Source organism: Pseudarthrobacter sp. N5, assembly GCF_050157035.1.
GTDB lineage: Bacteria > Actinomycetota > Actinomycetes > Actinomycetales > Micrococcaceae > Arthrobacter.
In genome coordinates, this window is the sequence record NZ_CP189593.1 from 3355117 (window position 1) to 3381250 (window position 26134).

Genomic DNA, 26134 nt, shown 5'->3' on the forward strand with positions numbered 1-26134 from the left:
CACCTCAGCAAACGCTCCCGCACCTCTCGCCGCGTGAACGGAAAGAAGTGCGGGAGCGTTGGGAGGTGGAGCGGCTACGCGTCGGTGCGGAACACCTGGACGATCGCCGGGCGGGGCGCGCGCACCTGGCCGGCGGCCGGCGTCGAACCGGCCGCAACATAGTCCGGGAAGAAGGAGTGCTGGTCCGCGAAGGAACCTTCCTCGCCCGGGTGCTGCACGGCAACAAAGACAGTGCGCTCTTCATCGTGGACGATCGGGCCACAGGTCTCGGCGTCGCGGGGAACGGCGAGGAATTGCTCCACACGGCCGCGCTCTGCGCCTTCAAGTGTGACCTTGAAGAGACCGTCCGCGTAGCCGATGGAGGAGGGCGCGCCGTCGGTGGCGATCCACATGTTGCCCGCGGAGTCGAAGGCAACGTTGTCCGGGCAGGAGATCGGCGAGACCTTATCCACCGGGAAACCGGAGAAGTAGGTGGAGCTGTTCTTGGCCGGATCGCCGCACACCATCAGAAGCGTCCAGTTGAACTCCGTGGAGGTCTGGTCGCCGGTTTCGGTGATTTCCACGATGTGGCCGTCACAGTTGAGCGCACGGGGGTTGACCTCGGTGGCGCCTTCCTTGCCGGGCTTGCCGCGGTCCGAGTTGTTGGTGCAGACCACATAGACCTTGCCGGAGTCCAGGCTCGGCTGCACGTCTTCGCAGCGGTCCATCTTGGTGGGGCCAACCTTGTCGGCGGCCAGGCGGGTGTACACCAGCACCTCTTCGAGGCTCATGCCGGCCACGGCTGACTGACCGTCAACCACCAGGGGCAGCCATTCGCCGGAACCGTCGAAAGCGCCATCGGAAGGAAGTTTGCCCGTGCCGTCGATCTCAGCTGCCGGAGAGTCGCCGGTGAACTTGGCGACGTAGAGGTTGCCTTCGGACAGCAGCGTCATGTTGTGCGCGCGGTCCGCTGCGGAGGACCCGGAGCGGTACTTGGCCTTGGAGACAAACTTGTAGAGGTAGTCAAAGCGTTCGTCATCGCCCATGTACGCCACCACGTGCCCGGACTCGGCCACGATCACGTTGGCGCCCTCGTGCTTGAAGCGGCCCAGTGCGGAGTGCTTCTTCGGTGTGGAGGCGGGATCGAAGGGATCCACTTCCACGATCCAGCCGAAGCGGTTCGTTTCATTGGTGTGGCCGGCATTGCGGGTGTCGAAGCGCGGCTCGTCCAGCTCCCACTTGCGTGCCGTCGGCTTGCTGGTGATGCCGTAGCGCTTGTCGCCGGCGCTGGTGCCGCCACCCACGAAGTAGCCGTTGAAGTTCTCCTCACCGGAGAGGATGGTCCCCCAGGGGGTGGTTCCGCCGGAGCAGTTGCCCAGTGTTCCCTTGATCCAGCGGCCAGCGGGATCGTCGATGGTCTTGACCAGGTCCGAGCCGGCTGCGGCGCCCGTGAGCTCGTAGGTGGTGTCGCTCAGGAACCGGCGGTTCAGCGGTGCACCCTGGATATAGCCCCACGGCTTGGTTTTGTTCTTGCGCTCCAGCTCAACAACGGTGAGCCCATGAGCTGCACGGCTGATTGCCCGGGCTTCCGCGGCAGGGAGAGCAGCCGGGAACATGATGTTCTCGTTGGTGTACTCGTGGTTGGTGAACAGGACGGCACGGCGGTCCTTGGAATCCGGGACGGGCAGGATATCCGTGTAGTCGTTGTTGTAACCGAACTGCTGGGCCTGCGCGGCGGCAGTCTGATTGTTCAGATCAAAATCCGGTGCGCCGGTGAAGAGCGGGTCGCCCCAGCGGATGATCGGCTGCCACGTGAATCCCTCCGGCACGGTCAAGGCGTCGACGGCGGCACCAACCGGCGCGATGGCCGTGAACTTCAGCTTTGACTTTCCGGCCGCACCCCCGGCTGCCTTGGCTGCCGCGGAGAGTCCCGGACCGCCGTCGGCAACGGCCGTTTCAGCCGAGCCGAGGCTGCCGCCGAAAACGACGGCGAGCGCCCCGGCAGCACCGAAGCCCAGGGCCGCGCGGCGGGACATGGAGGCCGAGGCGATGTCGCGGAAGTAGCTGTTGGAGCTGGTGTTGCAGACGGCGCCCGAGCAGGCGTTGTCGCACTTCAGCGCACAGGTGACGGCGCTGCGCTTGCCCTTGGTGTGCCCGAGCATAGGCAGCAGAGTCAGCTTGCGTCCGGTTGTATCAGGCATGGGAGACCTTCCAGGAGTGAGTTTGTGGCCCGCCCACCCTGTCAGCCGGAATCTACGCCCCGTGGTCATGCGGGTGAAGATCAGGTGAATTTAAACCATTTGGTGGAGAGAACAGTGGTTCAACCACCCAGGGCAAGCACCGCATGCACGCGGCGCAGCCGGTCCAGCCACCAGTCCCGGCGCCCAGGCGGCGCGGCGTGTTGCTCCAGCAGCCCGGCGTCGGCGGCAACATCACGCAAGCGTATGGCGCCGTCGTCGGCCACGAGCGGATCCCGGATGACGTCCGCCGCGAGCAGTGACACCGTCCCCAGCCCGCAGGCATACGGCAGCTCCGGCAGGGCAGCTGCGAGGGCCAGTCCCGCGCGGATCCCCACCGAGGTGTCCAGGGCGGAACTTACCACTGCGGGCAGCCCGGCCCGGGCCACGATGTCCAGCGCGCGCCGTACTCCCCCGAGCGGCGCCACCTTGACCACGATCAGGTCCGCGGCGCCGGCTCGGGCCACCTTGAGCGGATCGTCTTCCTTGCGCACACTTTCATCGGCCGCGATCAGTACGGGTGTGCCGGCCGCACTCAGTTGCCTGCGCACCTCGGCGAGACCGGCGATGTCCGGCACCGGCTGCTCCGCGTATTCAAGCCCGACGCCGGCCAGCATGGTGAGTGCCTCCACCGCCTGCCGGACGTCCCAGCCGCCATTGGCGTCCACCCGGATGGCGGCATCCGGCAGCGCCGCGCGCACCGCCGTGACCCGGGCGGCGTCGTCGGCGAGTGTCTGCCCATGCTCGGCGACTTTGACCTTGACCGCATCGACGCGGCCGAAGCGGGCCAGGATCTCGGGAACCCGGCCTGCGCCTACGGCAGGGACCGTCGCATTGACCGGGATGATGTCCCGCAGCGGCTCCGGGAACCCGTACCAGCCGGCCTCAATGGCAGCGGACAACCAGCGTGAGGACTCGGCATCGCCATATTCGGGGAACGGACAGAACTCACCCCAGCCGAGGGGCCCCTGGAGCAGCAGGGCTTCGCGCTCCATGATGCCGCGGAACTTCACCCGCATGGGCAGGCGGACAACGTGGGCTCCGGCCAGCAGTTCATCCAGGGAAGGGATCTGTTGGTGCTGGGCTGGGGCGTCGGCGGGCATGATGTCACTGTACCGGCACCCGCAATGCGAGCCGCCAGCCCATCGCGAGCCCCCGTTGAAGAAGGGTATCCACGTTCGCAGGGTGGCGGAATGTTCGACGACGGCGCCCCCTCCGGCCCAGCCGACGCAATCCATGTCCTCCTCTTGACACATATACATATGGGTATATGATTTTTCCATGGCACGAGCAGCAACCACGGCGGACACGTTCAACGCCATAGCAGAACCCCGGCGTCGTCAGATCCTGGATGTCCTGGCCCAGGGCGAACGCCCCGTCAACGAGCTCGTGGACCTGCTGGGGCTGGCCCAGCCCCACGTATCCCGGCACCTGCGCGTGCTCCGGGAAGTGGGAGCCGTCCAGGTGCGTGAGGACGGCAGGCTGCGGCTGTACCGCCTCCATGCGCCGGCACTGAAACCTATCTTCGACTGGGTAGCGGACTACGAGCATTTCTGGTCCGAGCGGTTCGAACTGATGGATGAAGTATTGGAAGACCTGAAACAGCAGGAAACGGATCAGAAGGAGCAGTGACATGGCAGAAACAACCAGCGGGACTGTGGAAGTAACCCTTCCCGCCGACAATGAAATCCTGGTGACCAGGACGTTCGATGCGCCCAAGCACCTCGTTTACAGGGCCTGGACCACGCCCGAGCTGGTCCGGCGCTGGTGGGGCGGGCGCCGCGGCCACGTGACCGTAGCGGAGATCGACCTCCGGGCGGGTGGTGACTGGCGCTACGTCCTGGTGGCCGACGGCGGCTTCGAGGTGGCCTTTCATGGCCAGTATCGCGAGATCATCCCCAATGAGCGGATCGTCGCCACCGAGATCTACGAAATGCCTGGCGAGGAGCCCATGGCCGATGCCGACGCGCCGGTGAACACCATCACGTTCACGGAGCAGGGCGGGCGAACCCAACTCCGCATGCTGACGCGGACCAGCAGCAAGGAGCTGCGGGACGTCATTGCCGGTTCCGGCATGGAAGTGGGAATGCGGGAGCAGTTCGAGATTCTGGATGAGATCACGGCCGAACTGCGCTGACTCGCTTTCGGCAGGCAACTCTCAGAAATTTATGTCAGTCTGGGAAGGATGACTTTTCAGCGAGAGCACCACAGGCAACGCCGGACCGGTCAGGAGTCCCGTGCCGCAGCAGGCACGGGCTTTCTGTTTGGCTTCACCACGGTGGCCTGCATCACGGGCTTTGTCGCCACCTACTACTACTTTGTCCGGACCACCACCGGACAGTTCATTGACGAATCCGCATTGGTGGAGTCCATGGCCGTCCATGGCCCGGCAGGGAAAGCCGCCACGGAATTCCTGGACTGGCTGCCCACCATCTCACTTGTGGTGGCCGCCGTCGTGGTTCTGTTTGTCACGGTGATACGGCGGCGCTGGGCTGCTGCGGGCATTGCCGTGGCGGCGTGTGTGGGCGCGAATGTGGCCACCCAGGTCCTCAAGGACCTGCTTCCCGCCCGCCCCTACCGCGGTGTGGAGACGCTCGAGCTCAACTCGCTGCCGTCCGGGCACACCACGCTTGCGGCGTCGGCGGCCGCCGCTGTGTTCCTCATGGCGTCGCCGCGCTGGCGTCCCTTGGCAGGCTTTGTGGGCGGCACCTTCGCCATCGCCTCCGGCATGTCCACGCTGGTGAACCAGTGGCACCGGCCGGCCGATGTTGTGGCTGCGTTTCTGTTGGTGGGCGTTTTTATGATTCCCGCCGGTTGGCTGATCATCCGTACGGGCGGCGCCTGGAACGTCTGGGAGGGCTTTGGCCGGCACTGGGGTTCGTCACGGCTTTGGATTGCGCTGCCGGTGGTGCTGGGACTGGGATCGGCCGTGGTGGCTGTGATTTCACTCGCCCGAATAGCCCCGGGCCTGGAACAGCAGGACAGCACCACCAGCTATTTCTGGGCCGGCATCTCGCTCATCGTGATTGCCGGGTATCTGGCCACTGTGGCCACCACCGCACTGTTCGCCTACGCAGCACGACGCCGGGACGCGCCACGGCGCTGACCGCCTATCAGTAGTTCCGGCGGTGTTTGATCCGGGGAAGCGCGACGGCGAACACGGCCGCCGCGGCAAAGCCCAGTACGCCGGTGGCCGAGACCCCAGCGCCCAGCGACGCCAGTGCCGTCACACCGGAGAGCAGGACGGGCCCGCCGGTGGATCCGGCGTCCGCGATGAACCGCCACAGGCCCAGGAACTGGCCGCGTCCGCGGTCCGGTGAGAAGTCGGCCCCCAGTGTCATGATCAGTCCGGAGCTGATGCCGTTGCCGAAGCCGATCAGCAGGGCGGCGAGCAGGAGTCCGGTGAAGCTGGCGGAGATCGGGATCAGCAAGAGCGCGGTTCCCATGATCAGCGTGGAGGGGACGGCCACCCATTGCCTGCCTTTGCGGTCCATAAGTTTGCCGGCCGGGTAGAACACCAGCATGTCGATTGCGCCGGACAGCCCGTAGATCAGCGAGGCCTGGGTGGCGTCCATGCCCAGGTGGTCGGCCCATAGCGGGATCACTACCTGCCGGGAGGCGCGAAGGGCACTGAGGAGCATGATGCCTGCACCGGCGGTGAGGAACACCCCTGCGTGGGAAACCGCCATGCCGCGAAGTGTGGGTTCCGGCCCGGCCGCTCCCCCGGCCGCACCCGGAGCGGCCACCAGATCAGGGATGGTGACGGACAGTACAGCGGCCGCGGCCATGGCCACCACGCCCACCCAGTAGGCGCCGCCGATGCCCGCGAATTGCATCACGGCGGCTCCCAGGAACGGCCCGATGAAGATGCCGATCCTGCTCACCCCGCCCAGCGTGGAGAGTGCCCGTGCACGGAATTCCACCGGCACCGCCTCGGTAAGGTACTTCTGCCGGGCCAGGCTGAAGACGCTTGCGGCCATGCCGACGACCACCATCGCCACGGCGAGCAGCCAGAGTCCGTGCGGAATCACCGACGATAGCCCGGCGCCCACCAGCGCCAACGCACCAGCCGCGGCGGCTCCGACGATGGACCAGCGTTCGCCGAATTTAAGGGTGATCAGGGATGCAGGCAGGTTGAAGAACCACGAGCCCAGCCCGATCAGCGTGACGATCAGCGCGGCGACGGCCACCGAGGCACCGAGACCCCGGGCGGACAGCGCAACGACGGGAAGGATGGCTCCTTCACCGATACAGAACAGCAGGGCCGGGCCGAAGGCTGGAACGGCGATGCTGCGGAGGCTGAACAGTGGGGGGCTGTCTGGCGAAGTCATCAGTTTTATCCTAGGGCCCAGCCGTTGGAGGTCTTGTGCCTCCCGCGCTGGCATCCGCCCCATCCCGGATTTTTCCTCACTCAAAGTCTTGACTGAAAATTCAGTCAGGATTAGGGTTGAGTCACATAGCACAATGATGTGCATCACGAAAGGCTGATCATGATCAGTACGAATTCGCAGCAAGAGGCGCGGGACGTCGTTGCCGCGCCGGAACAGCGGGACCGCTTCGGCCGCATAGAGGAAGCCGGGATCGAGTTCATCCCGGACGAACAACGCACGTCCCGCCCGTGGAATCTTTTCACCGTCTTCTTCGGCGGCAACTTCGCTTTTTCCGTCATCGTCTTTGGCTGGCTCCCCATCACCTTCGGCCTGGACTTCGTCGGTGCAGCCACAGCCAGCCTGACCGGACTCCTGATCGGCACGGCGCTCATCGGCCCGCTGTCGCTCCTTGGTCCGCGCACGGGAACCAACAACACCGTCTCCAGCGCAGCCCATTTCGGCACCCGCGGGCGCCTGATCGGTTCAGGGCTTACCCTGCTCTTCGCCCTCGCCTACGCCGCCATTGCGGTCTGGACCTCGGGAGACGCCCTTATTGCAGCCGCCGAACGGCTGCTGGGGGTGCCGGTCAATGAGGTCACGCTGGCCATTGGCTACGCCGTGATCTCCATTGAGATCGTGCTGGTGGCGCTCTTCGGCCACGGCACCGTGGTAGCCATGCAGCGGTTTGTCGCCCCGGTGGTCGGCGTGCTGCTGCTGGTGGGGGTCTTCGCCTTCGCCCCGACGTTCGATCCCACCACCGTTCACGCCGAGTACCTCCTCGGGGACTTCTGGCCCACCTGGCTCCTCTCCGTCGTTATCTCCGTGGGAGGCCCCCTCTCCTACGCCCCCACTCTGGGCGACTACAGCCGCCGCATTTCCAGGACCCGGTTTTCGGACCGCTCCGTGGTGGTGTCGGCCAGCCTGGGCGTGTTCCTGGGCCTGTTCGTCACCGCGCTCTTCGGTGCCTTCACGGCTTCCGCCATCCCGGAGCTGGGCGGTTCTTACGTCGCAGACCTCGTGACGTCGTCGCCGGCCTGGTACCTCCTGCCCATCCTCGTCATCGCATTGGCGGGCGGCCTCGGCCAGGGCGTGCTGAACCTCTATGCCAGCGGCCTGGATCTCGAAGCCCTCTTCCCGAGGCTCCGGCGCATCCACACCACCCTCATCACGTCGGTGATCGCCGTCGGGCTCCTCTACCTGGGCGTCTTTGTCTTCAACGCCGTGGATTCCATCACCGCCATGACACTGGTGCTCAACGGGCTCGCCGGGCCCTGGGTGGCCATCAATGTCCTGGGCTTCCTCGTTGCCCGCCGCGGCAAATACCATGCCGCGGACCTGCAGCTCTTCCGGGCCAGCGGTCCGCGCGGACGCTACTGGTTCACCAACGGCTGGAACCTCCGGGCTGTCATCCCCTGGGCCATCGGCTCGGTATTCGGTGTCCTGGCCACGGACACGTCCCTGTACACGGGCCCGTTCTCCCAGCTGGCCGGCGGAATCGATCTGAGCTTCGTCGGCTCCACCGTCATCGGAGCCGCCGGCTACCTGCTGGCACTCCGGTTCTGGCCCGAACCGCCGGCCGTCACGGCCGAGGCCTCACCGGAGAGAGGTGAGCACGTATTACTGTCAAACCATGAGTGAAAAACTAGCTAAGATCCTCACCGCCGCCACCACCTGCATCGCCAGGAACGGGGTCCGGGGAATGCGGGTCAATGATGTGGCAGCAGAGGCAGGCGTTTCGCCGGGGCTCCTGTACTACCACTTCACGGACCGGGCGGGCCTGCTTGCCGCAACGCTTGACCACATCAACAAGCAGGTCAGCAAGGACGACGCCGTCCTCTCCGCCGACGCCGGCGACCGCACCCGCCGCTTCCGGCACCTTCTCCTGGATGAAATCAGGGACAACGCCGACGTCCGCAGGAATTCGGTGGCCTGGAACGAACTCCGCGCCTGCTCCATCTTCGAAAAAGAACTGGCAGAACCACTGTCCAGGACCACCGCGGAATGGAACCGGGAGATCGCCCAGGCCATCGTGGACGCCAACGGCAACACCAGCGACGACGAAGCCGCGGTAACGGCGGAAATCCTCACCAGCCTGGTGGAAGGCATCTCCGGCCGCTGGCTCAGCGGCTTTATCACCGCGGACCACGCGCGCTCACTGCTGACGACGGCGATTGACTCGCTCACCGCGGTGGCGCCAGCCAGCACGGATCACGCGGCGCAGGGTCTCAGCAAATGAACCACCATCCCGTTTTGAACCACCTTTTGACCGACACGATTCCGGCAGAATTCCACTGTCATGCCAGGGCCCCCGGGCCCCGTTAGGAAGCAACACCATGGACATCATTGCCAACACAGACGTACCCGTCTCCTTCGCCAGGAACCAGGAAACACGGAGCCCGGAAAGCAGCCGCCAACCCCTCCGTGTGGCACTTGTCCAGCACCGGTGGCGCGAGAACGCCACCGAGCTCAAGAACGTGCTCACCCAGGCCATCGGCCAAGGCGCCCGCGCCGGTGCCCGGTCCGTGTTCCTCCCGGAACTGACGCTGTCGAAGTACCCGGCCAACGTCCGGGCAGGCAGCAACCCCGCCAAGGACGCCGAGGACCTGCTCAACGGCCCCACGTTTGACTTCGCGGCGAGCGCGGCCCGGCAGCACAACGTGACCGTCCACGCCTCGCTGTACGAGCGTGCTGACGGCCCCGACGGCCTGGGGTTTAACACCGCCATCATGGTCTCGCCCCAGGGCGAACTGCTGGCACGGACCCGCAAGACCCACATCCCCGTGAGCGCCGGATACTACGAGGACACGTATTTCCGGGCCGGGCCGGCCGAAGACGCCTACCCCGTGTACCGTCCCGCGGAACTGGGCGGCGCCGCCGTCGGGCTCCCCACCTGCTGGGACGAATGGTTCCCGGAGGTCGCGCGCCTCTATTCCCTGGCCGGGGCTGAAATCCTGGTCTACCCCACCGCCATCGGCTCGGAGCCGACGTTTCCGGGCTTCGACCACCAGCCGCTCTGGCAGCACGTGATCGTGGGCCACGGCATCAGCAACGGCACGTTTATGGTGGTCCCCAACCGGACTGGAGACGAAGGCGACATCAACTTCTACGGCTCCTCGTTCATCTCCGATCCCTACGGCCGCGTGCTGGTCCAGGCTCCCCGGGACAAGGAAGCGGTGCTCGTGGCCGATCTGGACCTGGACCAGCGCAAGGACTGGCTGGACCTGTTTCCGTTCCTGACCACGCGCCGGCCCGATTCCTACGCGGAGCTGACCGCCGATGTCTCTGCTGACCGGCCGTACGGCGCCACGTCGGCGAAGCAGTCGGCAGGCCAGCCGTGACGTGGAGGATGCCCAGCGAAACCGAGCCCCAGGAGCGGGTGTGGATGGCATTTCCGCCGGAGCATTCGTCCCTGGGCACCACAGCAGAAGACACGCACCAGGCCCGCGCGGCGTGGGCCAGCGTCGCCCACGCCGTGTCCGGGTTCGAGCCTGTCACCATGGTGGTGGATCCTGCGGACCTGACGGCGGCGCGGAAGTACCTTTCGTCCGGGATTGAGCTGGTTGAGGCGCCGCTGGATGACGCGTGGATGCGGGACATCGGGCCCACCTTCGTTGTGAACGACGACGACGGCGGCCGGCTCGGCGGCGTCGATTGGGTCTTCAACGGCTGGGGTCAGCAGGACTGGGCCAGCTGGGGCAAGGACTCCACGGTCGGCGCGGAAGTCGTCCGGCACTCGGGGGCCGAGCTCGTGGCCAGCCCGCTGGTCAATGAAGGCGGCGGCATCCAGGTGGACGGCCTGGGCACCGTGCTGGTCACGGAATCGGTGCAGCTGGATCCGTACCGGAACCCGGGGTTGGCCAAAGCCGACGTCGAAGCCGAACTGGCCCGCACCATCGGCGCCACACATGTCATCTGGCTTCCCCGCGGACTGACCCGGGACAACAAGGAACTGGGGACACGCGGCCACGTGGACATTGTGGCCGCCATCCCCTCCCCCGGCGTGCTGCTGGTCCATTCCCAGCGCAACGAATCGCACCCGGACTTCGGCATCACCCGGGACATCATTGCCCTGCTCGCCGGGACAAGGGACGCGCAGGGGCGCAGCTGGGAGATTGTGGAAGTGCCTGCTCCGGAGGTGCTCCGCGACGAGCACGGCTGGGTGGACTACAGCTACATCAACCACCTGGTGGTCAATGGCGGCGTGATTGCGTGCAGCTTCGACGATCCGGCCGATGCCGAGGCCAAGCGAATCCTTGAGGAAGCGTACCCGGGCCGGACAGTGGTGACGGTGGACGCACGGCCCGTCTTCGCCCGCGGCGGAGGCATCCACTGCATTACGCAGCATCAACCTGCAGTGGGCTGAGGCGGGTCCTGGGCCGATTTCCGCTACGGAAGTGGACCTGTGACGCGGAAAAGGTCGGACGCTACGCGAATACGCGTAGCGTCCGTCCTTTGGTGTAGCGCCAATCCGAAAGCGCGGCGAAACCCTTACACGTACCCGTCCACAATCGACGCAGCGATCTCCTTGTAGGCACGCCGGGTCTCCGGGCGCAGCACGTCCAGGGTGACCAGATCGCCGTCGGCCACTCCCCTGTCGTGAGGAACGGCGATCAGCTGGCGGCAGATGCCGGAGAGGTGTTCCTCGATGGCGTCCTTGTCCACGCGGGAGGAGACCTCGTCCTTGTCCGTGATGACCACAATGGCGTTGCGGGCCAGGTCCTCGTAACCGTGGTGGGCGAGCCACTGCAGGGTGCTGCGCGCGCGCTTGGCGCCGCTGACCGCGTAGCCGGCCGCGATGATCAGGTTGTCCGCGGACTGCAGGATGCCGCTCATGGCGTTATGCGTCACGCCCGTGCCGCAGTCAGTCAGTGCCACGGAGTAGTAGCTGGAGACGAGTTTGCGGATGCGCAGGTATTCAGCCGCCGTAAGCGAGTCCGAGACCTCGGGGTCCTGCTCGCCGGCAATGAGATGGAACCGGCCGGCATGGTGCATGTAGCGGGACAGTGCGGTCAGCGAATCAACGGAATCAATGTTGCTGAGCAGATCAGTGATGGTCCGCGGGCTGGCCTGCTGGTAGATGCCCTCGCCCAGGGCGCGCTCCACGAGATCGCCGGAATCCGGGTTCGCGTCGATGGCGCACGGCGGATCGCCGCGGAACTCCGCGAGGGTCAGCCCGACGCCGACAGTTGTGGAGGTCTTGCCGATCCCGCCCTTGAGGCTCAGCACCGCAGTGTTGAAGCTGCCCTGCAACTGGCGGGAAATGCGCAGTGCCAGCTCGTCTTCCTCGCGCTGCCGGGCCCCTGGCCCCATATTCCAGGCACCGCCGGTCATGGCATAGACGGCGCCGCGGAAGCCGCCCAGGGGACGTGGCTTCTGTTCCTTGACGAACAGCCCCGGTGAGCTGATGAAATCGGGCAGTGGAGAATCGGCCATGGCCACCCGTGCGGTATCGCGAACATCGCGCCTGGAGCTTGGGTAGTCGGCCGCGTTGTCCAAGGGCGGCTCCACCGGTTCTGTGGTGAGCTCAAGCGACTCAGCGGGGGGCTCCTCGGCTGCGTCCGCTACGGCCGCGGCCTCGGCCCAGGAGCTGCGACGCGTCACAGCGGGCTGGCCGCCGGAGCCTTCTGATGAACTGACAGTGGTGGGGGTGACGGCTGGCATGGTTCCTGTCCGGGCATCCGAAAGCTCACCTTCGGCGCGACGTAGGTCGCGGCGACGGCGCAGCTGAGGTTGCCCTGCATTGTCTGCAATGGCACGTGCGTTGTTATCCGCAGGATCGGGCATGTCTGTCCCCCCGGGACTTACGGCAAAAGTTTCTGCGGCACATTCTGACTTGGTTCAAACAGCAATTCTAGGCGCTGGCTTGCCAATGGTCGGTCCGCGTCAGTGCTGCGGCCGGGTCTCCTGCAGCCGGTTGATGAACCAGCGTGACTGCTCGGGGCCGTAAGGCAGGATGGGAATGGCCTTGGTGGCGTCGCTCGGGGTCTCGCGAATCGATTGCCAGGCCTGCCCGACAGCGGTGGTCATGGTGTTGGCCATGGTCTTCACGAACTGGTCGCTGCAGGGCTCGCCGTGTCCGGGAATAAGGAACTCGTAGCGGTGACGGAGGGCGGACAGGTGCCGGAGTGAGTCCGCCCATTCTTCCGGGTAGGAGTCTTCGAAGGACGGGTGGGATCCCTGTTCCACGAGGTCGCCGGCGTACAGCGTGGTGGTGGTGCCCACCAGGAGGTCGCCGTCGGTGTGCCCGCGGCCCAGATAGAACAGGGTGGCTATCTGTCCCCCGAGATCTACCAGGACGGGCTGGTCCTTGACGATGGCGTTGGGAACCACCAGTTCCACGTTGTTGCCTTCGCCGGCAGCCATCTCGGGTTCATCCGCGGTGACGCTGCTTCGTTGGGCGTCGCCGTTTTCCTCGATCTCCGCAGCGCAGTTTTCGTGCGCATAGAACTCCGTGACGCCGTCGTCCGCGAACACGGCGTTGCCGAAGAAGTGGTCGTAGTGTGCGTGGGTGTTGACCACAACAAGCGGGAGCCGTGTCATCTCCCGCACGGCGTCCAGTATTTCGCTGCCCTGCCGCGGCCCGCCGCCGGTATCGATCACCATGGCGCGTTCAGCACCCACTATGAGCCCGGTGTTGAGCTTCGAGCCTTTGGTGGTCAGCACATAGTTATCCTGGCCGACCTCGAGCCATCGTGACATTGTTTCTCCGTACTTCCAGCGGGTCCTTGCGCGTCGTCGCTGACGCCTTCAGGCCTCGATTCTATCTACCCAAGGCCGGCAAATCAGCGAAGCACAGCCCTGCATCAACTCAGGAGGTGGGGCTGTTCAATATTCGCTCTTGTTCAATCAGACTGAAAACCGCCGCATATTGAACACGATCCCAGGGTCATCTGGGCGAGTTCCTGGACGCCACCAAACGTCTGCGCCTTCTGGATAAGCCTGGCAACATCGAAGTCAGCGATTTCGTCCCGGGAACTTCGGCGGGGGCTCTTCTGCACATCCGCTTCGGTTAAGAACCAGGCCGCTGAAGAGCTCTTTGCCGCGCTCCTCAGAGCTCTGTCCCTCCTCCGGGCTGCGCATCACATATCAGCGAGCGCCGACCCCGGGTTCTCGATCACGTCGGCCACGTAGCGCAGGAACCCGCCTGCTGTACCGCCGTCACACACGCGGTGATCAAAGGTCAGCGTCAGCTCGGTGACCTTGCGGACGGCGAGCTCCCCGTTGACCACCCACGGCTTGTCGATGATGCGCCCGACGCCGAGAATCGCAACCTCGGGATGGTTGATGATCGCGGCGGAGCCGTCCACCCCGAACACGCCGTAGTTGTTCAGCGTGAACGTTCCGCTGCCCAGTTCCGAGGGCGTCGCTTTGCCGTCGCGGACGACTGCGGTGAGCCGGCGGAGCTCCGCGTCCAGCTCACGGGCGCTGAGTTTGTCCGCGTTGCGGACGGAGGGGACCATCAGTCCGCGGTCGGTCTGCGCCGCGAAGCCGAGGTTGACGCCGTCGAACGCGACGATCTCCTGCATCTCGCCGCCCGCGGCGTCCTCGGTGGTGACGATCCGGGTATTCAGCTCCGGGTATTTCTTAAGCCCGGCTGTCACGAAACGCGCGATGAAGGCCAGCAGACCTGGCGTGTTGTGTGGATCCGCCTTCTTCAGGGCGGCTCGCATCTCCACGAGTGCCGTGGCATCCACGTCCACCCACACGGTGGCTTCCGGGATCTCCGAACGGCTCCGGGACATGTTCGCGGCAACGGCCTTGCGGACTCCCCGCACAGGAGTCCGGCCGGCGATGCCGAGGCCGGTGCGGGAGTCTGTGGCTCCGATGGTCGCGCCTGTCTGGACCGGGGTTTCGACAGGCTCAACCGCAGGTGCCGCGGCTTCGGCAGGTTCAGCCACCGGTTTGAGCGCTGCTTCCACATCCCGGCGCATGATGAGTCCGCTCGCACCCGAGCCCTCCAGCGCACCAAGATCAATCCCGTGTTCACGGGCCATCCTGCGCACCAGAGGGGAAATCACCGCACCCAGTTTCCCGGGTACCCGCGTCCGCAGCAGGGAGATATCGGCCTCCGGGGTCTCGGCCTTCGGGATTTCGACAGGTTCAACGACCGACAGGCCAGCAGAAACCCTGCGGGCACGCGTGCGCCGGGCCTGGCCATCGCCGCCAGGTGTCCCGTAACCGATGAGGACGTTCCCGGAGCCGGCCTTCTCTTCGGTGCGGTAAGTCTCGGCCGGGGTTTCGACAGGCGGGGTTTCGACAAGCTCAACCACCGGCGCTCCAATGGGAGTCACGGAGATCAGCGGCTTGCCCACGTCGAGCGTCTGGCCGGGTTCGCCGTGCAGGATGGCGACAGTGCCGGCATACGGGGACGGCACCTCCACCATGGACTTGGCAGTTTCGACTTCGGCAATGGGCTGGTCCACGCGGATCTCATCTCCCACGGCAACGAGCCAGTTCACGAGTTCGGCTTCGGTGAGGCCTTCACCGAGGTCCGGCAGCAGGAACACTTTTGTTTCGCTCATGATCAGTCTTCCCACTGGAGATCGTCCACGGCGTCTAGGATGCGGTCCACGCCGGGCAGGTAATAGTGCTCGAGTTTGGGGGCCGGGTAGGGGACGTCGAAGCCCGTCACGCGGCGGATGGGTGCGGCCAGGTAGTGGAAGCAGCGTTCCTGGACGCGGGCCACGATTTCAGAGGACACGGAGGCGAAGCCGTGTGCCTCTGCGATCACCACGGCCCGACCGGTTTTGCGGACGGAAGCGCAGACGGTTTCGTCGTCGAACGGCACAATGGAGCGGACGTCGATCACTTCCAGTGAGCGCCCCTCCTCGGCCGCCGCAGCGGCGGCTGCGAGCGCCGTCGGAACGGAGGGACCGTAGGCGATCAGAGTTGCGTCAGTGCCGGGACGCGCGACGGCGGCACGGCCTTCGGAGGAGGTCCCGGCGTCGGCGTTCGCGGAGTGTTCGTCACGGAGGGCGTCCACGTCCACTTGGTCCTTGGACCAGTAGAGCTTCTTGGGCTCCATGAACATCACGGGATCATCGGAATCGATGGCTTCGCGGAGCATTCGATAGGCGTCGGCCACGGTGGCCGGGGTGAATACCTTCAGCCCGGCGGTGTGGGCGTAGTAGGACTCGGAGGAATCGCAGTGGTGCTCCACTCCTCCGATCCCGCCGGCATAGGGAACGCGGATGACCATGGGCAGCTTGAGGGCGCCCCTGGTGCGGTTATGCATTTTGGCCACGTGGCTGACGATCTGCTCGAAGGCAGGGTAAGCGAACGCGTCGAACTGCATCTCGATGACCGGGCGCATGCCGTTCATGGCCATGCCCACCGCCATGCCCACAATGCCCGATTCGGCCAGCGGGGTGTCGAAGCAGCGCTGCTCGCCGAAGGTCTTGGTGAGGCCGTCCGTGACGCGGAAGACACCGCCGAGCGTTCCCACATCCTCTCCGAACACCAGGACTGATTTGTCCGCTTGCATGGCGTCTGCCATGGCAGTGTTGAGCGCCTTGGCCATGGTGATGGTCTGCGGGCCGTTGCTTTCAGCGGTGGCGGCCGCCGAAGCGGCCGCACGTGCAGTTGCGGCGCTGACGTTGCCGTTGGCCTCGGAAGAGGTAGTGATGGTGGGGCTCATTTTGCGGCCTCCTCTCGGGAGAGTTCCTCGGCAAGCATGGCGGATTGTTCCTTCAGCTGCGGCGTGGTGGTGGCGAAGACGTGGCGGAAAAGGTCCTGCGGATCCACCGGCACATCTTCGCTCAGGCCGTTGCGGAGCTGAGTGGCAACTGCTTCCGCTTTCTCAGCGATTTGCGCGTCACCGTCGTCGTCCAGCAGTCCCCTGTCGGTGAGATACGTCTTCATCCGCGTCAGCGGGTCCTTGGCCACCCACTCGGCCACCTCGCTGTCCTGGCGGTAGCGGGTGGCGTCGTCCGCATTGGTGTGGGCTTGCATGCGGTAGGTATGCGCCTCCACCAGGAGGGGTCCGGAGCCTTCGCGGGCCAGCTTCACTGCCCGGCCCAGCACGGCGAGCAGCGCGACGACGTCGTTGCCGTCCACGCGTTCGCCGGCCATGCCGTAGCCAACGGCTTTATGAGCGAGCGACGGCGCCACGGACTGATGCGCCAGCGGCACCGAGATGGCGTACTTGTTGTTCTGGACGAAAAAGACAACGGGGAGGTGGAAGACGGCGGCGAAGTTCAGGGCCTCGTGGAAGTCGCCTTCACTGGTGGCGCCGTCACCGCACATGGCCAGGACCACGGTGTCCTCGCCGCGCAGTTTGGCGGCGTGGGCAACGCCGACCCCGTGGAGCAGCTGGGTGGTGAGCGGGGTGCACTGGATGCCCACCTTGTGCTTGGCGGGATCGTAGCCGCTGTGCCAGTCACCACGGAAAAGCGTCATGGTCTGGACAGGGTCCACGCCGCGGGCCATGACGGCCACTGAATCGCGGTATGTGGGGAACATCCAGTCCCCCTCGGCGAGGCAGAGGGCGGCCGCCACCTGGCAGGCTTCCTGGCCGTGGCTCGAGGGGTAAACGGCCATGCGGCCCTGCCGGACCAGGGCGGAGTTCTGGTCATTGACCCGGCGTCCGACGACAAGCTGTTCGTACGCAGCCAGCAGCTCGGCATCGCTGGGGAGCGGGTATTCGTGGCCCGGTTCGGTGCCCTGCTCGTCGTGGGGTTTGAGGGCGCCGTTCTGGTCCACCATCTGGATCTGGTGACGGGCGGGCAGCATGTAGTCCTCAACCGTGATGCCGAACTTGCGTACAGCCTCAGCTGCGGCGTCTTCGCTCACGCGTGCCTGTGCCTGGGCTGGTGCCGTCGCCTGTTGGTCCTGCGCAGTGTGGTCCGCGGAGATCGTCATTGGTCCGTCCTTCTATAGCCACTATTCGCTTTCAGTATGGTCCCGGACGATGTTTCGTATCCAGTGCTCCAGTGAATCGTGGAGAATTTTTGATTTTTGGCCTACCCTGAGAGACAAATCGCAAGTGTGAGCTGCATTACCAGTGGGGGTTATAGACGAATGGCAGACGCTGAAGCCGGGCAGGTCGCGGTGCCGCTGGACGATGTGGACCGCAATATTATTGCGGAGCTGACGCGTGACGGGCGGATGTCCGTGACGCAGGTGGCGGAAAACGTGCACATCTCCCGGGCACATGCGTATACGCGGATTGCCCGGCTGACTGGCGAAGGCGTGCTGACCAAGTTCACGGCGCTGGTGGATCCCATCAAGGCCGGACTGAAATCGTCCGCGTACGTGACCCTCAAGGTGCGGCAGCATTCCTGGCGCGAACTGCGCGAGCAGCTGCGGGCGATTCCCGAGGTGCACCACGTGGCTCTGGTGGGCGGGGACTTTGACGTCATCCTGCTGGTGCGCGCCGTGGACAACGTGGACCTGCGGCGGGTGATCTTCGACCAGCTCCAGTCCATGCCCGGGGTGCTGGATACGCAGACGTTCCTGGTGTTTGAGGATGTTGATACGCGGTAAAGGGCTCTCCGCGGTTCGTGGTGAATTCGGGGTCGTGTCTTTAGACGAGAGGGGCCCGTAGCCCTGTGGTGATGGATGTTCTTGACGCATTCTTCGATGACAGGACTACGAGCCTTGACCGAGCTTAGTTCCCGGGGCCCTGACGCTGCCACCGCCATCTTCAACCTGCCGGACTACCGCGTTCTTTCAACCGAGATTCCGGGCTTCGGCCAGCGCAGAATCCTGGTCGAGAGCGTCGTCGAATCGGGGTGCCCGGACTGCGGTGTGATCGGCACACGCCGGCACTCACGGCGCCTCCAGGGGGTCCGCGACATTCCCGTCGCCGGGCCGGTGGAGGTCATCTGGTCCAAGCGCCGGTATTTCTGCGATGAATCCGAATGCGCCCGCAGGACGTTCTTCGAAGCCACCGTCGAGGTCCCGCGCGGTGCCCGCTCTACCGGCCGGCTGCGGGACATGCTCGTCTCCGCGGTCATTGATTCCGGCCGCGCCGCCACCGAAGCCGCCGCCGCGCACGGGGTCTCGTGGTGGCTGGTCCCGCGGGCCCTGAACCTGGCGGCCACCAGGCTTCCGGACGTGGACAAGCTGCGTCCACGGATGCTGGGCATCGACGAGCACAGGTTCCGCTCCGTGCGGTTCTTCAAGGACCCGGCCACCAATGCCTGGAAACGCTTCGAGCCATGGATGAGCACCGCCGTGGACCTCGACACCGGACAGGTCCTCGGCGTGGTCGAGGGCCGCGACCACAAAGGCGTCGGCGAGTGGCTCTTCGCCCGCCCGCTCGACTGGCGCCTCGGCGTGCAGGTCGTGGCGATCGACCCGTCTGCGGCGTTCAGGAAGGCCCTGCGGATGTGGCTGCCCCGCACCGCCGTCTCGGTCGACGCTTTCCACCTGGTCCTGCTCGGCAACAACATGCTCACCGAAGTCCGGCAACGCCTGACACAGGAAACCGGCTCTTGGTGGTTCGTGGGGAATTGAGTTCGTGTCGTTGAAGACAAGAGGGCCCGTGGCCCTGCTGGGATGAGTGTGTCTAAGCATTCAACCTGGAACAGGACCACGAGCCTTGAACGAGCCTACCGGGGCGGCAGCTGACGCTGCCACCATCCTCTTCAACCTGGCCGACTACCGCGTCATCTCCACCACCGTCGCGGCCGGCGGCCGCCGGCAGGTCATTGTCGAAACCGACCGGCCACCGGGCTGTCCGAGCTGCGGGGTGATTGCCACGCGCCGCAAGGAACGCCGCTTCCAACGGATCCGGGACATCCCTGTCGCCGGGACGGTGGACGTCTTCTGGTCCAAGTACCGCTGGTATTGCGAGGAACCGGCCTGCGAGAGGCTGTCCTTCTTTGAATCCACGACACAGGTACCGCGCCGTGCCCGCTCGACCGGCCGGCTCCGGGACCAGCTTGTGGACGCGGTCATCCGTTCGGGCCGTGCCTTCTCGGAGACCGCGGCCGGCTTCGCGGTGTCGTGGTGGATGGTCCGTGCCGCCGTCAACGAAGCATGCATGCTGCAGTTGCCCGACGTGGACAAGCTCAGCCCCCGAATGCTGGGCATCGATGAACACCGGTTCCGCTCGGTGCGCTACTTCCAGGACCCGGAATCAAAGTCGTGGACACGGTTCGAGCCCTGGATGACAACCATCGTGGACCTGGATACCGGCCAGGTCCTGGGCATCGTGGACGGGCGGGACCACAAGGGTGTCGGGGAGTGGCTGTTCGCCCGGCCGCTTCACTGGCGGCTTGGGATGCAGGTCGTGGCGATCGACCCGTCCGCGGCGTTCAGGAAGGCGTTGCGGATGTGGCTGCCGCGCACCGCGGTCGCGGTGGATCATTTCCATCTGGTCTCGCTGGCCAACCAGGCCATGACCGAGGCCCGGCAGAACCTATCCCAGCAGGTCAAGGGCAGGCGCGGCAGGGCCGTCGACAAGGCTTGGGCCCACCGCATGCTGCTCCTGCGGGCAGGCGACACCCTCTCCGGGAGGGCAGCTCACCGGCTGGAAGAAGTGTTCGCAGCCGACGATCCCACCGGAACGCTGCAGGCTGTCTGGAACGTGAAGGAACAGCTCAGGGCCCTGCTGCGGACCGCGTCGCTCGAAGAGGCCGCAGCCGCCAAGGACGAACTCGAGATCCTGGTCAAAGCAGCCGGCAGGCCCGAGACGAACAGGCTCTACCGCACGATCTGCCGGTGGTGGGCGGAAATCGAAGTACTCATCATCACCGGCGCCACGACGGGCAAGGTCGAGGCCAACAACACGGCGATAAAAAATATCAAACGCACCGCGCGCGGCTATCGCAACGCCGCCAATTACAAATCGGTTATCCTCTTGAGAAGTGCCGTCCGGACGGCGGCATGACACTCACCCGGGAATCACTTTCCCCACGAACCACGAAGAGCCAGGAAACCAAGGGCCGGCGCGGACGCACCGCTGACCCGGTCCGGGCCAACCGCAGGCTGCTGCCCCGGGCCGGCGAGACACTCTCAGACCGCGGCAATGACCGGCTCCGGCACGTGTTCTACGTTGATGACCCGACCGGCAAGCTGCAGGCGGCATGGAACGTCAAAGAGCAGCTCCGCGCGCTGCTACGCACCGGGTCGCTCGAAGACGCCGGCACCGCAAAGAAGCGGCTGCAGGAACTCGTCGAACACGCCGCCCGGCCCGAGACGACCAGGCTCTGGCGCACGGTCTGCCGCTGGTGGAAGGAAATCGAAGTCCTCATCGTCACGGGTGCCACCACAGCGAAAGTCGAAGCGAACAACACCGCCATCAAACACCTGAAACGAACCGGACGCGGATTCGTCAATAGCCGCAACTACTCCACCCGCATTATGCTCAGAAGCGCCGCCCGAACAGCGGCCTGATCATTCACCGCACAGGGAATTCACCACGAACCGCGGAGAGCCCGGTAACGTGGCGGTGCCCACCGCCCGCTGGGCAACAGACATAGCCGCAATGAAACCATTCTCATGTCATCGCGGAACGCATGTGGCGGCTTGCACATCGGTCGGCGTCGTTGGAAGCTGGGCCAATGCCCGAGGCAAGTCGTCCAAGACTTAGCGCCACGCACGACGCCACGCTACATTCGTCTTCGCGTTATTCGGCTCTGGTGGTTCGTCGCAAGATCCGGTCGGAGATGAGGTGGTCTTCCAGGCCTCCTCATCATCCAAGAGGCAGACTGTCGATAGCCAGTTCCGGCATTTTCGACAAACCTTCAGCAATGTGCAACCGCGCATCGTCGCTACTTCGTAGCGGTATCAAGGATTCATCTCGCAGCGGCCGCCCGAGGAGAGACTTCGTTTCTGTCGGAGCTGCGCCTTTTCGTTCGCGACTCACGACTGCCTGTGGATGATTCCGCAGATGAATAAGAGGCATACGAATACGTGTAAGCATCAGCCCCCTTCGTGGGGAGCTTGTTTAGGACTAGACCCAGGACCACAGCACCGACCATCTGGAGTGCTCCGAGGGATTTTTCCAAGTCATGTCGTCTAACGGTCTGGGTGCCGACGACTACGAGAACACCACCCACATGTTGAGCAAGTACCGCGGCGTCAGTAACTGGGATCAATGGCGGCGCGTCAATAATTACCGAATCGAAAGTCTCTTCGAGCCTCTCAACCAGGTGCTTCATTTCTTCAGAACCTAGCAACTCGCTAGGATTCGGAGGGATCAAACCTGAGGAAATCACGTAGAGATTGTCATCCCCCCACTGCTGCAGCATCTCGTTTAAATCCACGTCGCCCACGAGTGCCGTCGTTAATCCAGCGTTTCCTTCCAGACCCAAGTACTGGCTCACCATCGGCCGGCGGAGGTCTGCATCGACGAGACACACGGTCTGTCCAGACTGGGCCATCGCGATCGCAAGATTTATTGCCGTGGTGCTTTTACCCTCTCCCGGAACGGATGAGGTCACCAAGACAGTTCTGGCATGCGCGGAGACATTTGCGAACTGCAAGTTAGTCCTAAGCTGACGAAAGGACTCCGCCCGTGGACTTTGCGACTCGGCTTGCGTCAGCAGAGGCTTCCTGGTTGCATCTTGGTCGAAAGCGATGCCTCCCAATACGGGTGCATCTGTGAACTGGCGTACGTCGGCTTCGCCCCTCAGCCGGGTGTCCAAAGTTGTCCGAAGCAAAGCGGCTCCGGCACCGAGGAACAAGCCGGTTAGCAGCCCGAAGATCAAGTTCAATCGAGTATTCGGGGCAGAGGGCGAGGCTGGAGCAACGGCTGGTTTTACTATCGACAAGTGAACTGGCGACACGCCGCCGGATTTAGGCTTCTCCAACGAATCCACGGCTTCGATGAGGCTGCCGGCCACAGCTTGTGCGATCGCCGCGGCTTGAACGGGCGAGCTGTCGGAGACGGATATGTTGATTAGGACGGTATTCAAATCCGTTCTGGACTCGACGCGCTTCGCCAACTCAGCCGCAGTAGTGCTGAGGCCTAATCTGTCGATGGCCGGCTGCAGAACCACAGGGCTCGAGACAGTCTTCACGTAAGATTGCACACGCGCCTGACTGAAACTATTGCCTTGCTGAAGTTCTGTTACAGACCCCGAGCTCTGAGTAGCCACGAACAGCTGCGTCTCTGAAGTGTACGTCGGTTGGATCAAAACGGAGATTCCGGCTCCGCCCAGGAGCCCCACAAGTGTCGCGGCGGCAACTAGAATCCAGTTGCGCCGGAATATACGCAGGTATTCTTGCAGGTCCAAGCTGGGTCCCCCTGAATCGGTTGCCACCGGCAGATGCTAGGCATGCGTGCACTTCGGCGACGGTTTTGCGGTCTGAGTCAACTCTACCCGGCCACAGCTACCAGCGGTCCTGGTAGGAGCTCCCGTCATCGTCACCAGAAACGATGCAGCGATGATCCTGACGTGTGGACAAATGTTGACTTCCAGCTCACTAGCTTATCCGGCTCTTCGTGGTTCGTGGGGAAAGTGATTCCCGGGTGAGTGTCATGCCGCCGTCCGGACGGCACTTCTCAAGAGGATAACCGATTTGTAATTGGCGGCGTTGCGATAGCCGCGCGCGGTGCGTTTGATATTTTTTATCGCCGTGTTGTTGGCCTCGACCTTGCCCGTCGTGGCGCCGGTGATGATGAGTACTTCGATTTCCGCCCACCACCGGCAGATCGTGCGGTAGAGCCTGTTCGTCTCGGGCCTGCCGGCTGCTTTGACCAGGATCTCGAGTTCGTCCTTGGCGGCTGCGGCCTCTTCGAGCGACGCGGTCCGCAGCAGGGCCCTGAGCTGTTCCTTCACTTTCCAGACAGCCTGCAGCGTTCCGGTGGGATCGTCGGCTGCGAACACTTCTTCCAGCCGGTGAGCTGCCCTCCCGGAGAGGGTGTCGCCTGCCCGCAGGAGCAGCATGCGGTGGGCCCAAGCCTTGTCGACGGCCCTGCCGCGCCTGCCCTTGACCTGCTGGGATAGGTTCTGCCGGGCCTCGGTCATGGCCTGGTTGGCCAGCGAGACCAGATGGAAATGATCCACCGCGACCGCGGTGCGCGGCAGCCACATCCGCAACGCCTTCCTGAACGCCGCGGACGGGTCGATCGCCACGCCCTGCATCCCAAGCCGCCAGTGAAGCGGCCGGGCGAACAGCCACTCCCCGACACCCTTGTGGTCCCGCCCGTCCACGATGCCCAGGACCTGGCCGGTATCCAGGTCCACGATGGTTGTCATCCAGGGCTCGAACCGTGTCCACGACTTTGATTCCGGGTCCTGGAAGTAGCGCACCGAGCGGAACCGGTGTTCATCGATGCCCAGCATTCGGGGGCTGAGCTTGTCCACGTCGGGCAACTGCAGCATGCATGCTTCGTTGACGGCGGCACGGACCATCCACCACGACACCGCGAAGCCGGCCGCGGTCTCCGAGAAGGCACGGCCCGAACGGATGACCGCGTCCACAAGCTGGTCCCGGAGCCGGCCGGTCGAGCGGGCACGGCGCGGTACCTGTGTCGTGGATTCAAAGAAGGACAGCCTCTCGCAGGCCGGTTCCTCGCAATACCAGCGGTACTTGGACCAGAAGACGTCCACCGTCCCGGCGACAGGGATGTCCCGGATCCGTTGGAAGCGGCGTTCCTTGCGGCGCGTGGCAATCACCCCGCAGCTCGGACAGCCCGGTGGCCGGTCGGTTTCGACAATGACCTGCCGGCGGCCGCCGGCCGCGACGGTGGTGGAGATGACGCGGTAGTCGGGCAGGTTGAAGAGGATGGTGGCAGCGTCAGCTGCCGCCCCGGTAGGCTCGTTCAAGGCTCGTGGTCCTGTTCCAGGTTGAATGCTTAGACACACTCATCCCAGCAGGGCCACGGGCCCTCTTGTCTTCAACGACACGAACTCAATTCCCCACGAACCACCAAGAGCCGCTTATCCTCTCGGACGGACGAGCATCGATCATTGCCGCAGCTCATGCACACCCCGCCCTCGCGAAGTTGCGGATGCGCAGGTCGTGAAGGTTGGGATACTCATTGGCTTCGACAATAAACGTCGCTCGACAACCGCAGCCAGATTAGTCAGACCCACCATGCGGCGTCGATTCTGTTCAACCTAGAGGGACACGTTGTGGACGCTTGGACGTGCGGGTCCGGAAGCGGCGGCCGGCAGAATCGTGCGCACAGGCCGCGGATTCATCCTGCATCTACCAGCCGCCGCCCCGGAAGTACCATCGATTTCTTCAAGCCCTGGGCCGCTTCCGGGCCCCACCGGTCCAGGGCCGAGACCGGACGCCAGAGTGTTCAAACGAAGCAGATCACAGCCTTTGGAACCAGTGGAAACCAGTCCCACCCGAGACTCATCAGGCAAGTTATCGTACCCGGACGCCATAATTAAGTGCGTCAGGCCGCAGGCAAGCCCTGACACGGAGGCGACCCCAACCGATGAAAGTTCGAGGCTAGACTCCGAACTCGTCAATTCGAGTCCCGACACCAAGCATTTCAGCAATTGCAGCAATTGTGCGCTTGGCCGCATTTCCGTCACCATACGGGTTCACCGCATTGGCCATACTCACAAAGTGCTTCTCGTCATGAAGAAGTCGCAACACCTCTGCGACGATTCTGTGTTCATCAGTTCCAATCAGGCGGACTGTTCCGGCAGCAACAGCTTCAGGGCGCTCAGTATTGTCTCGCATCACGAGTACGGGCTTACCAAGGCTAGGTGCCTCTTCCTGAACTCCTCCCGAATCTGTCAACACAATCGTGGCCAAGGAAAGCATCCGCGTGAATTCTCCGTATGCCAAAGGCTCTGTGATAATCACGTTTCGCTTGCCCGCCAGCGGTGGGAGAACCGCCTCTCTGACCGCTGGGTTCTTGTGAACGGGAAAAACGATAGTCAGATCATCGTCCGCATCTGCAAGTCGTGCAAGTGCGCGACCGATGCCTCGCATCGTGTCGCCCTGATTCTCCCTTCGATGCGTCGTGACCAGAAGAACTTTCGTGCCTTCAGCACCAACTCGCTCCAGATTCGGATCGCCGAACGGAACCAACTTCCCAACAGTGGCCAGTAGTGCGTCTATGACAGTATTTCCGGTCACGACTATGTTCCGCGGCCGAACATTTTCTCTAAGCAAGTTCGCCTTGCTGACTTGAGTGGGAGCCAAATGTAGGCTGGCGACTTGAGAAGTGATCTTGCGATTGGCCTCCTCGGGAAACGGCGAAAAAAGGTCCCCACTGCGCAGTCCGGCTTCAACGTGTACCACCGGGATACTGTGGTAAAAAGCTGCGATTGCGGCAGCGGTGGAAGTCGTCGTATCCCCTTGGACTACTACAGCGTCCGGACGATTTGCCGCAAACAGTTGGTCGAGACCGTCAATGGTCTTCACCAAAACCGAGCTAAGGGTCTGCCGCGGCTGAATTATGTTGAGATCCGCGTCCGGAACAATATCAAACAACTCATTGACCTGATCTAGCATATGTCTGTGTTGCCCAGTCACCGTCACGAAGCATTCCATGTCGGAAACCTTTAAGGCCTGGACTATCGGGGCCATCTTAATGGCCTCTGGTCTCGTTCCATAAATCGGCATTACTAAAGGCACTATTTTCCCTCGGATTCGTGGCAGACGTGAAAAACAAGACAGAGTTGC

At 64.2% G+C, this 26134-nt stretch carries 21 protein-coding genes and 1 pseudogene; 11 read left to right on the plus strand and 11 right to left on the minus strand.

Features of this window, described 5'->3' with window-relative positions:
- Positions 1–74: 74 nt before the first annotated feature.
- Together ACQCST_RS16100 and ACQCST_RS16105 are read right to left on the minus strand one after the other, a co-directional pair.
- Positions 75–2180 (minus strand): PhoX family protein, encoded by a 2106-nt coding sequence (locus tag ACQCST_RS16100; RefSeq protein ID WP_426996736.1) that lies wholly within the window; start codon positions 2178–2180, stop codon positions 75–77.
- 119 nt (positions 2181–2299) lie between these two features.
- Entirely contained in the window at positions 2300–3319 is a 1020-nt protein-coding gene (locus tag ACQCST_RS16105) for an o-succinylbenzoate synthase (RefSeq protein ID WP_426996737.1), read from the minus strand.
- A 178-nt stretch (positions 3320–3497) separates the two neighbouring features.
- Here ACQCST_RS16105 and ACQCST_RS16110 point away from each other — a divergent pair, with 178 nt between their 5' ends.
- The 3 genes from ACQCST_RS16110 to ACQCST_RS16120 are packed head-to-tail and all read left to right on the plus strand — an operon-like array spanning position 3498 to position 5322.
- Positions 3498–3848, plus strand: a complete 351-nt coding sequence (locus ACQCST_RS16110; RefSeq protein WP_426996738.1) for an ArsR/SmtB family transcription factor — start codon at positions 3498–3500, stop codon at positions 3846–3848.
- 1 nt (position 3849) lies between these two features.
- Positions 3850–4353, plus strand: coding sequence for an SRPBCC family protein (locus ACQCST_RS16115; RefSeq protein ID WP_426996739.1), 504 nt, complete (start codon positions 3850–3852; stop codon positions 4351–4353).
- Between the two features lie 48 nt (positions 4354–4401).
- The gene (locus ACQCST_RS16120; RefSeq protein ID WP_426996740.1) at positions 4402–5322 is read left to right on the plus strand and encodes a phosphatase PAP2 family protein; all 921 of its coding nucleotides are present in this window, start codon (positions 4402–4404) and stop codon (positions 5320–5322) included.
- 7 nt (positions 5323–5329) lie between these two features.
- Here the strand turns inward: ACQCST_RS16120 and ACQCST_RS16125 are convergent, their stop codons facing one another.
- On the minus strand, positions 5330–6547 hold the full coding sequence (locus ACQCST_RS16125) for an MFS transporter (protein WP_426996741.1): 1218 nt from the start codon (positions 6545–6547) through the stop codon (positions 5330–5332).
- A gap of 159 nt (positions 6548–6706) precedes the next feature.
- Here ACQCST_RS16125 and ACQCST_RS16130 point away from each other — a divergent pair, with 159 nt between their 5' ends.
- From ACQCST_RS16130 to ACQCST_RS16145, 4 genes are all read left to right on the plus strand, one after another.
- Positions 6707–8224, plus strand: coding sequence for a purine-cytosine permease family protein (locus ACQCST_RS16130; protein WP_426996742.1), 1518 nt, complete (start codon positions 6707–6709; stop codon positions 8222–8224).
- Positions 8217–8822, plus strand: coding sequence for a TetR/AcrR family transcriptional regulator (locus tag ACQCST_RS16135; RefSeq protein WP_426996743.1), 606 nt, complete (start codon positions 8217–8219; stop codon positions 8820–8822). Before ACQCST_RS16130 ends, ACQCST_RS16135 begins: the two co-directional genes overlap by 8 nt.
- A 97-nt stretch (positions 8823–8919) precedes the next feature.
- Complete coding sequence (locus ACQCST_RS16140; protein ID WP_426996744.1) at positions 8920–9924, plus strand: nitrilase-related carbon-nitrogen hydrolase; 1005 nt, start codon at positions 8920–8922, stop codon at positions 9922–9924.
- An 8-nt stretch (positions 9925–9932) separates the two neighbouring features.
- Positions 9933–10949, plus strand: a complete 1017-nt coding sequence (locus tag ACQCST_RS16145) for an agmatine deiminase family protein (protein ID WP_426996745.1) — start codon at positions 9933–9935, stop codon at positions 10947–10949.
- 125 nt (positions 10950–11074) lie between these two features.
- On the opposite strand, the gene ACQCST_RS16150 is transcribed toward ACQCST_RS16145, so the two are convergent.
- From ACQCST_RS16150 to pdhA, 5 genes are all read right to left on the minus strand, one after another.
- Positions 11075–12247 carry a MinD/ParA family ATP-binding protein gene (locus tag ACQCST_RS16150; protein WP_426996746.1) on the minus strand — a complete coding sequence of 391 codons (1173 nt, stop codon included), beginning with the start codon at positions 12245–12247 and terminating at the stop codon, positions 11075–11077.
- A 222-nt stretch (positions 12248–12469) separates the two neighbouring features.
- Positions 12470–13285 carry an MBL fold metallo-hydrolase gene (locus tag ACQCST_RS16155; protein WP_426996747.1) on the minus strand — a complete coding sequence of 272 codons (816 nt, stop codon included), beginning with the start codon at positions 13283–13285 and terminating at the stop codon, positions 12470–12472.
- A 380-nt stretch (positions 13286–13665) separates the two neighbouring features.
- Positions 13666–15108 carry a dihydrolipoamide acetyltransferase family protein gene (locus ACQCST_RS16160; RefSeq protein ID WP_426996748.1) on the minus strand — a complete coding sequence of 481 codons (1443 nt, stop codon included), beginning with the start codon at positions 15106–15108 and terminating at the stop codon, positions 13666–13668.
- Positions 15109–15110: 2 nt separating this feature from the next.
- Positions 15111–16223 carry an alpha-ketoacid dehydrogenase subunit beta gene (locus tag ACQCST_RS16165; protein WP_426996749.1) on the minus strand — a complete coding sequence of 371 codons (1113 nt, stop codon included), beginning with the start codon at positions 16221–16223 and terminating at the stop codon, positions 15111–15113.
- Positions 16220–17446: a pyruvate dehydrogenase (acetyl-transferring) E1 component subunit alpha gene (gene pdhA, locus ACQCST_RS16170; protein ID WP_426996750.1), complete on the minus strand. Its 1227-nt coding sequence runs from the start codon at positions 17444–17446 to the stop codon at positions 16220–16222. The genes ACQCST_RS16165 and pdhA overlap by 4 nt, the downstream gene beginning before the upstream one ends.
- A 159-nt stretch (positions 17447–17605) precedes the next feature.
- On the opposite strand from pdhA, the gene ACQCST_RS16175 reads away from it, so the two are divergent.
- The 4 genes and pseudogenes from ACQCST_RS16175 to ACQCST_RS16190 all read left to right on the plus strand — a co-directional run bounded on the left by ACQCST_RS16175 (position 17606) and on the right by ACQCST_RS16190 (position 20929).
- Entirely contained in the window at positions 17606–18070 is a 465-nt protein-coding gene (locus tag ACQCST_RS16175; protein ID WP_426996751.1) for an Lrp/AsnC family transcriptional regulator, read from the plus strand.
- Positions 18071–18166: 96 nt separating this feature from the next.
- Positions 18167–19018, plus strand: a pseudogene (locus tag ACQCST_RS16180) (transposase); the annotation flags it as partial.
- A gap of 112 nt (positions 19019–19130) precedes the next feature.
- Positions 19131–20423, plus strand: a complete 1293-nt coding sequence (locus tag ACQCST_RS16185; RefSeq protein WP_426996752.1) for an ISL3 family transposase — start codon at positions 19131–19133, stop codon at positions 20421–20423.
- Positions 20420–20929 (plus strand): ISL3 family transposase, encoded by a 510-nt coding sequence (locus tag ACQCST_RS16190; RefSeq protein ID WP_426996753.1) that lies wholly within the window; start codon positions 20420–20422, stop codon positions 20927–20929. Before ACQCST_RS16185 ends, ACQCST_RS16190 begins: the two co-directional genes overlap by 4 nt.
- Before the next feature lie 401 nt (positions 20930–21330).
- Here ACQCST_RS16190 and ACQCST_RS16195 read toward each other — a convergent pair whose 3' ends face one another.
- The 3 genes from ACQCST_RS16195 to wecB all read right to left on the minus strand — a co-directional run bounded on the left by ACQCST_RS16195 (position 21331) and on the right by wecB (position 26086).
- A complete protein-coding gene (locus ACQCST_RS16195; RefSeq protein WP_426996754.1) occupies positions 21331–22800 on the minus strand; it encodes a polysaccharide biosynthesis tyrosine autokinase in 1470 nt (489 codons plus the stop codon).
- Positions 22801–23016: 216 nt separating this feature from the next.
- Complete coding sequence (locus ACQCST_RS16200; RefSeq protein ID WP_426996755.1) at positions 23017–24309, minus strand: ISL3 family transposase; 1293 nt, start codon at positions 24307–24309, stop codon at positions 23017–23019.
- Positions 24310–24946: 637 nt separating this feature from the next.
- Positions 24947–26086 (minus strand): non-hydrolyzing UDP-N-acetylglucosamine 2-epimerase, encoded by a 1140-nt coding sequence (gene wecB, locus ACQCST_RS16205; protein WP_426996756.1) that lies wholly within the window; start codon positions 26084–26086, stop codon positions 24947–24949.
- Between the last annotated feature and the right edge of the window lie 48 nt (positions 26087–26134).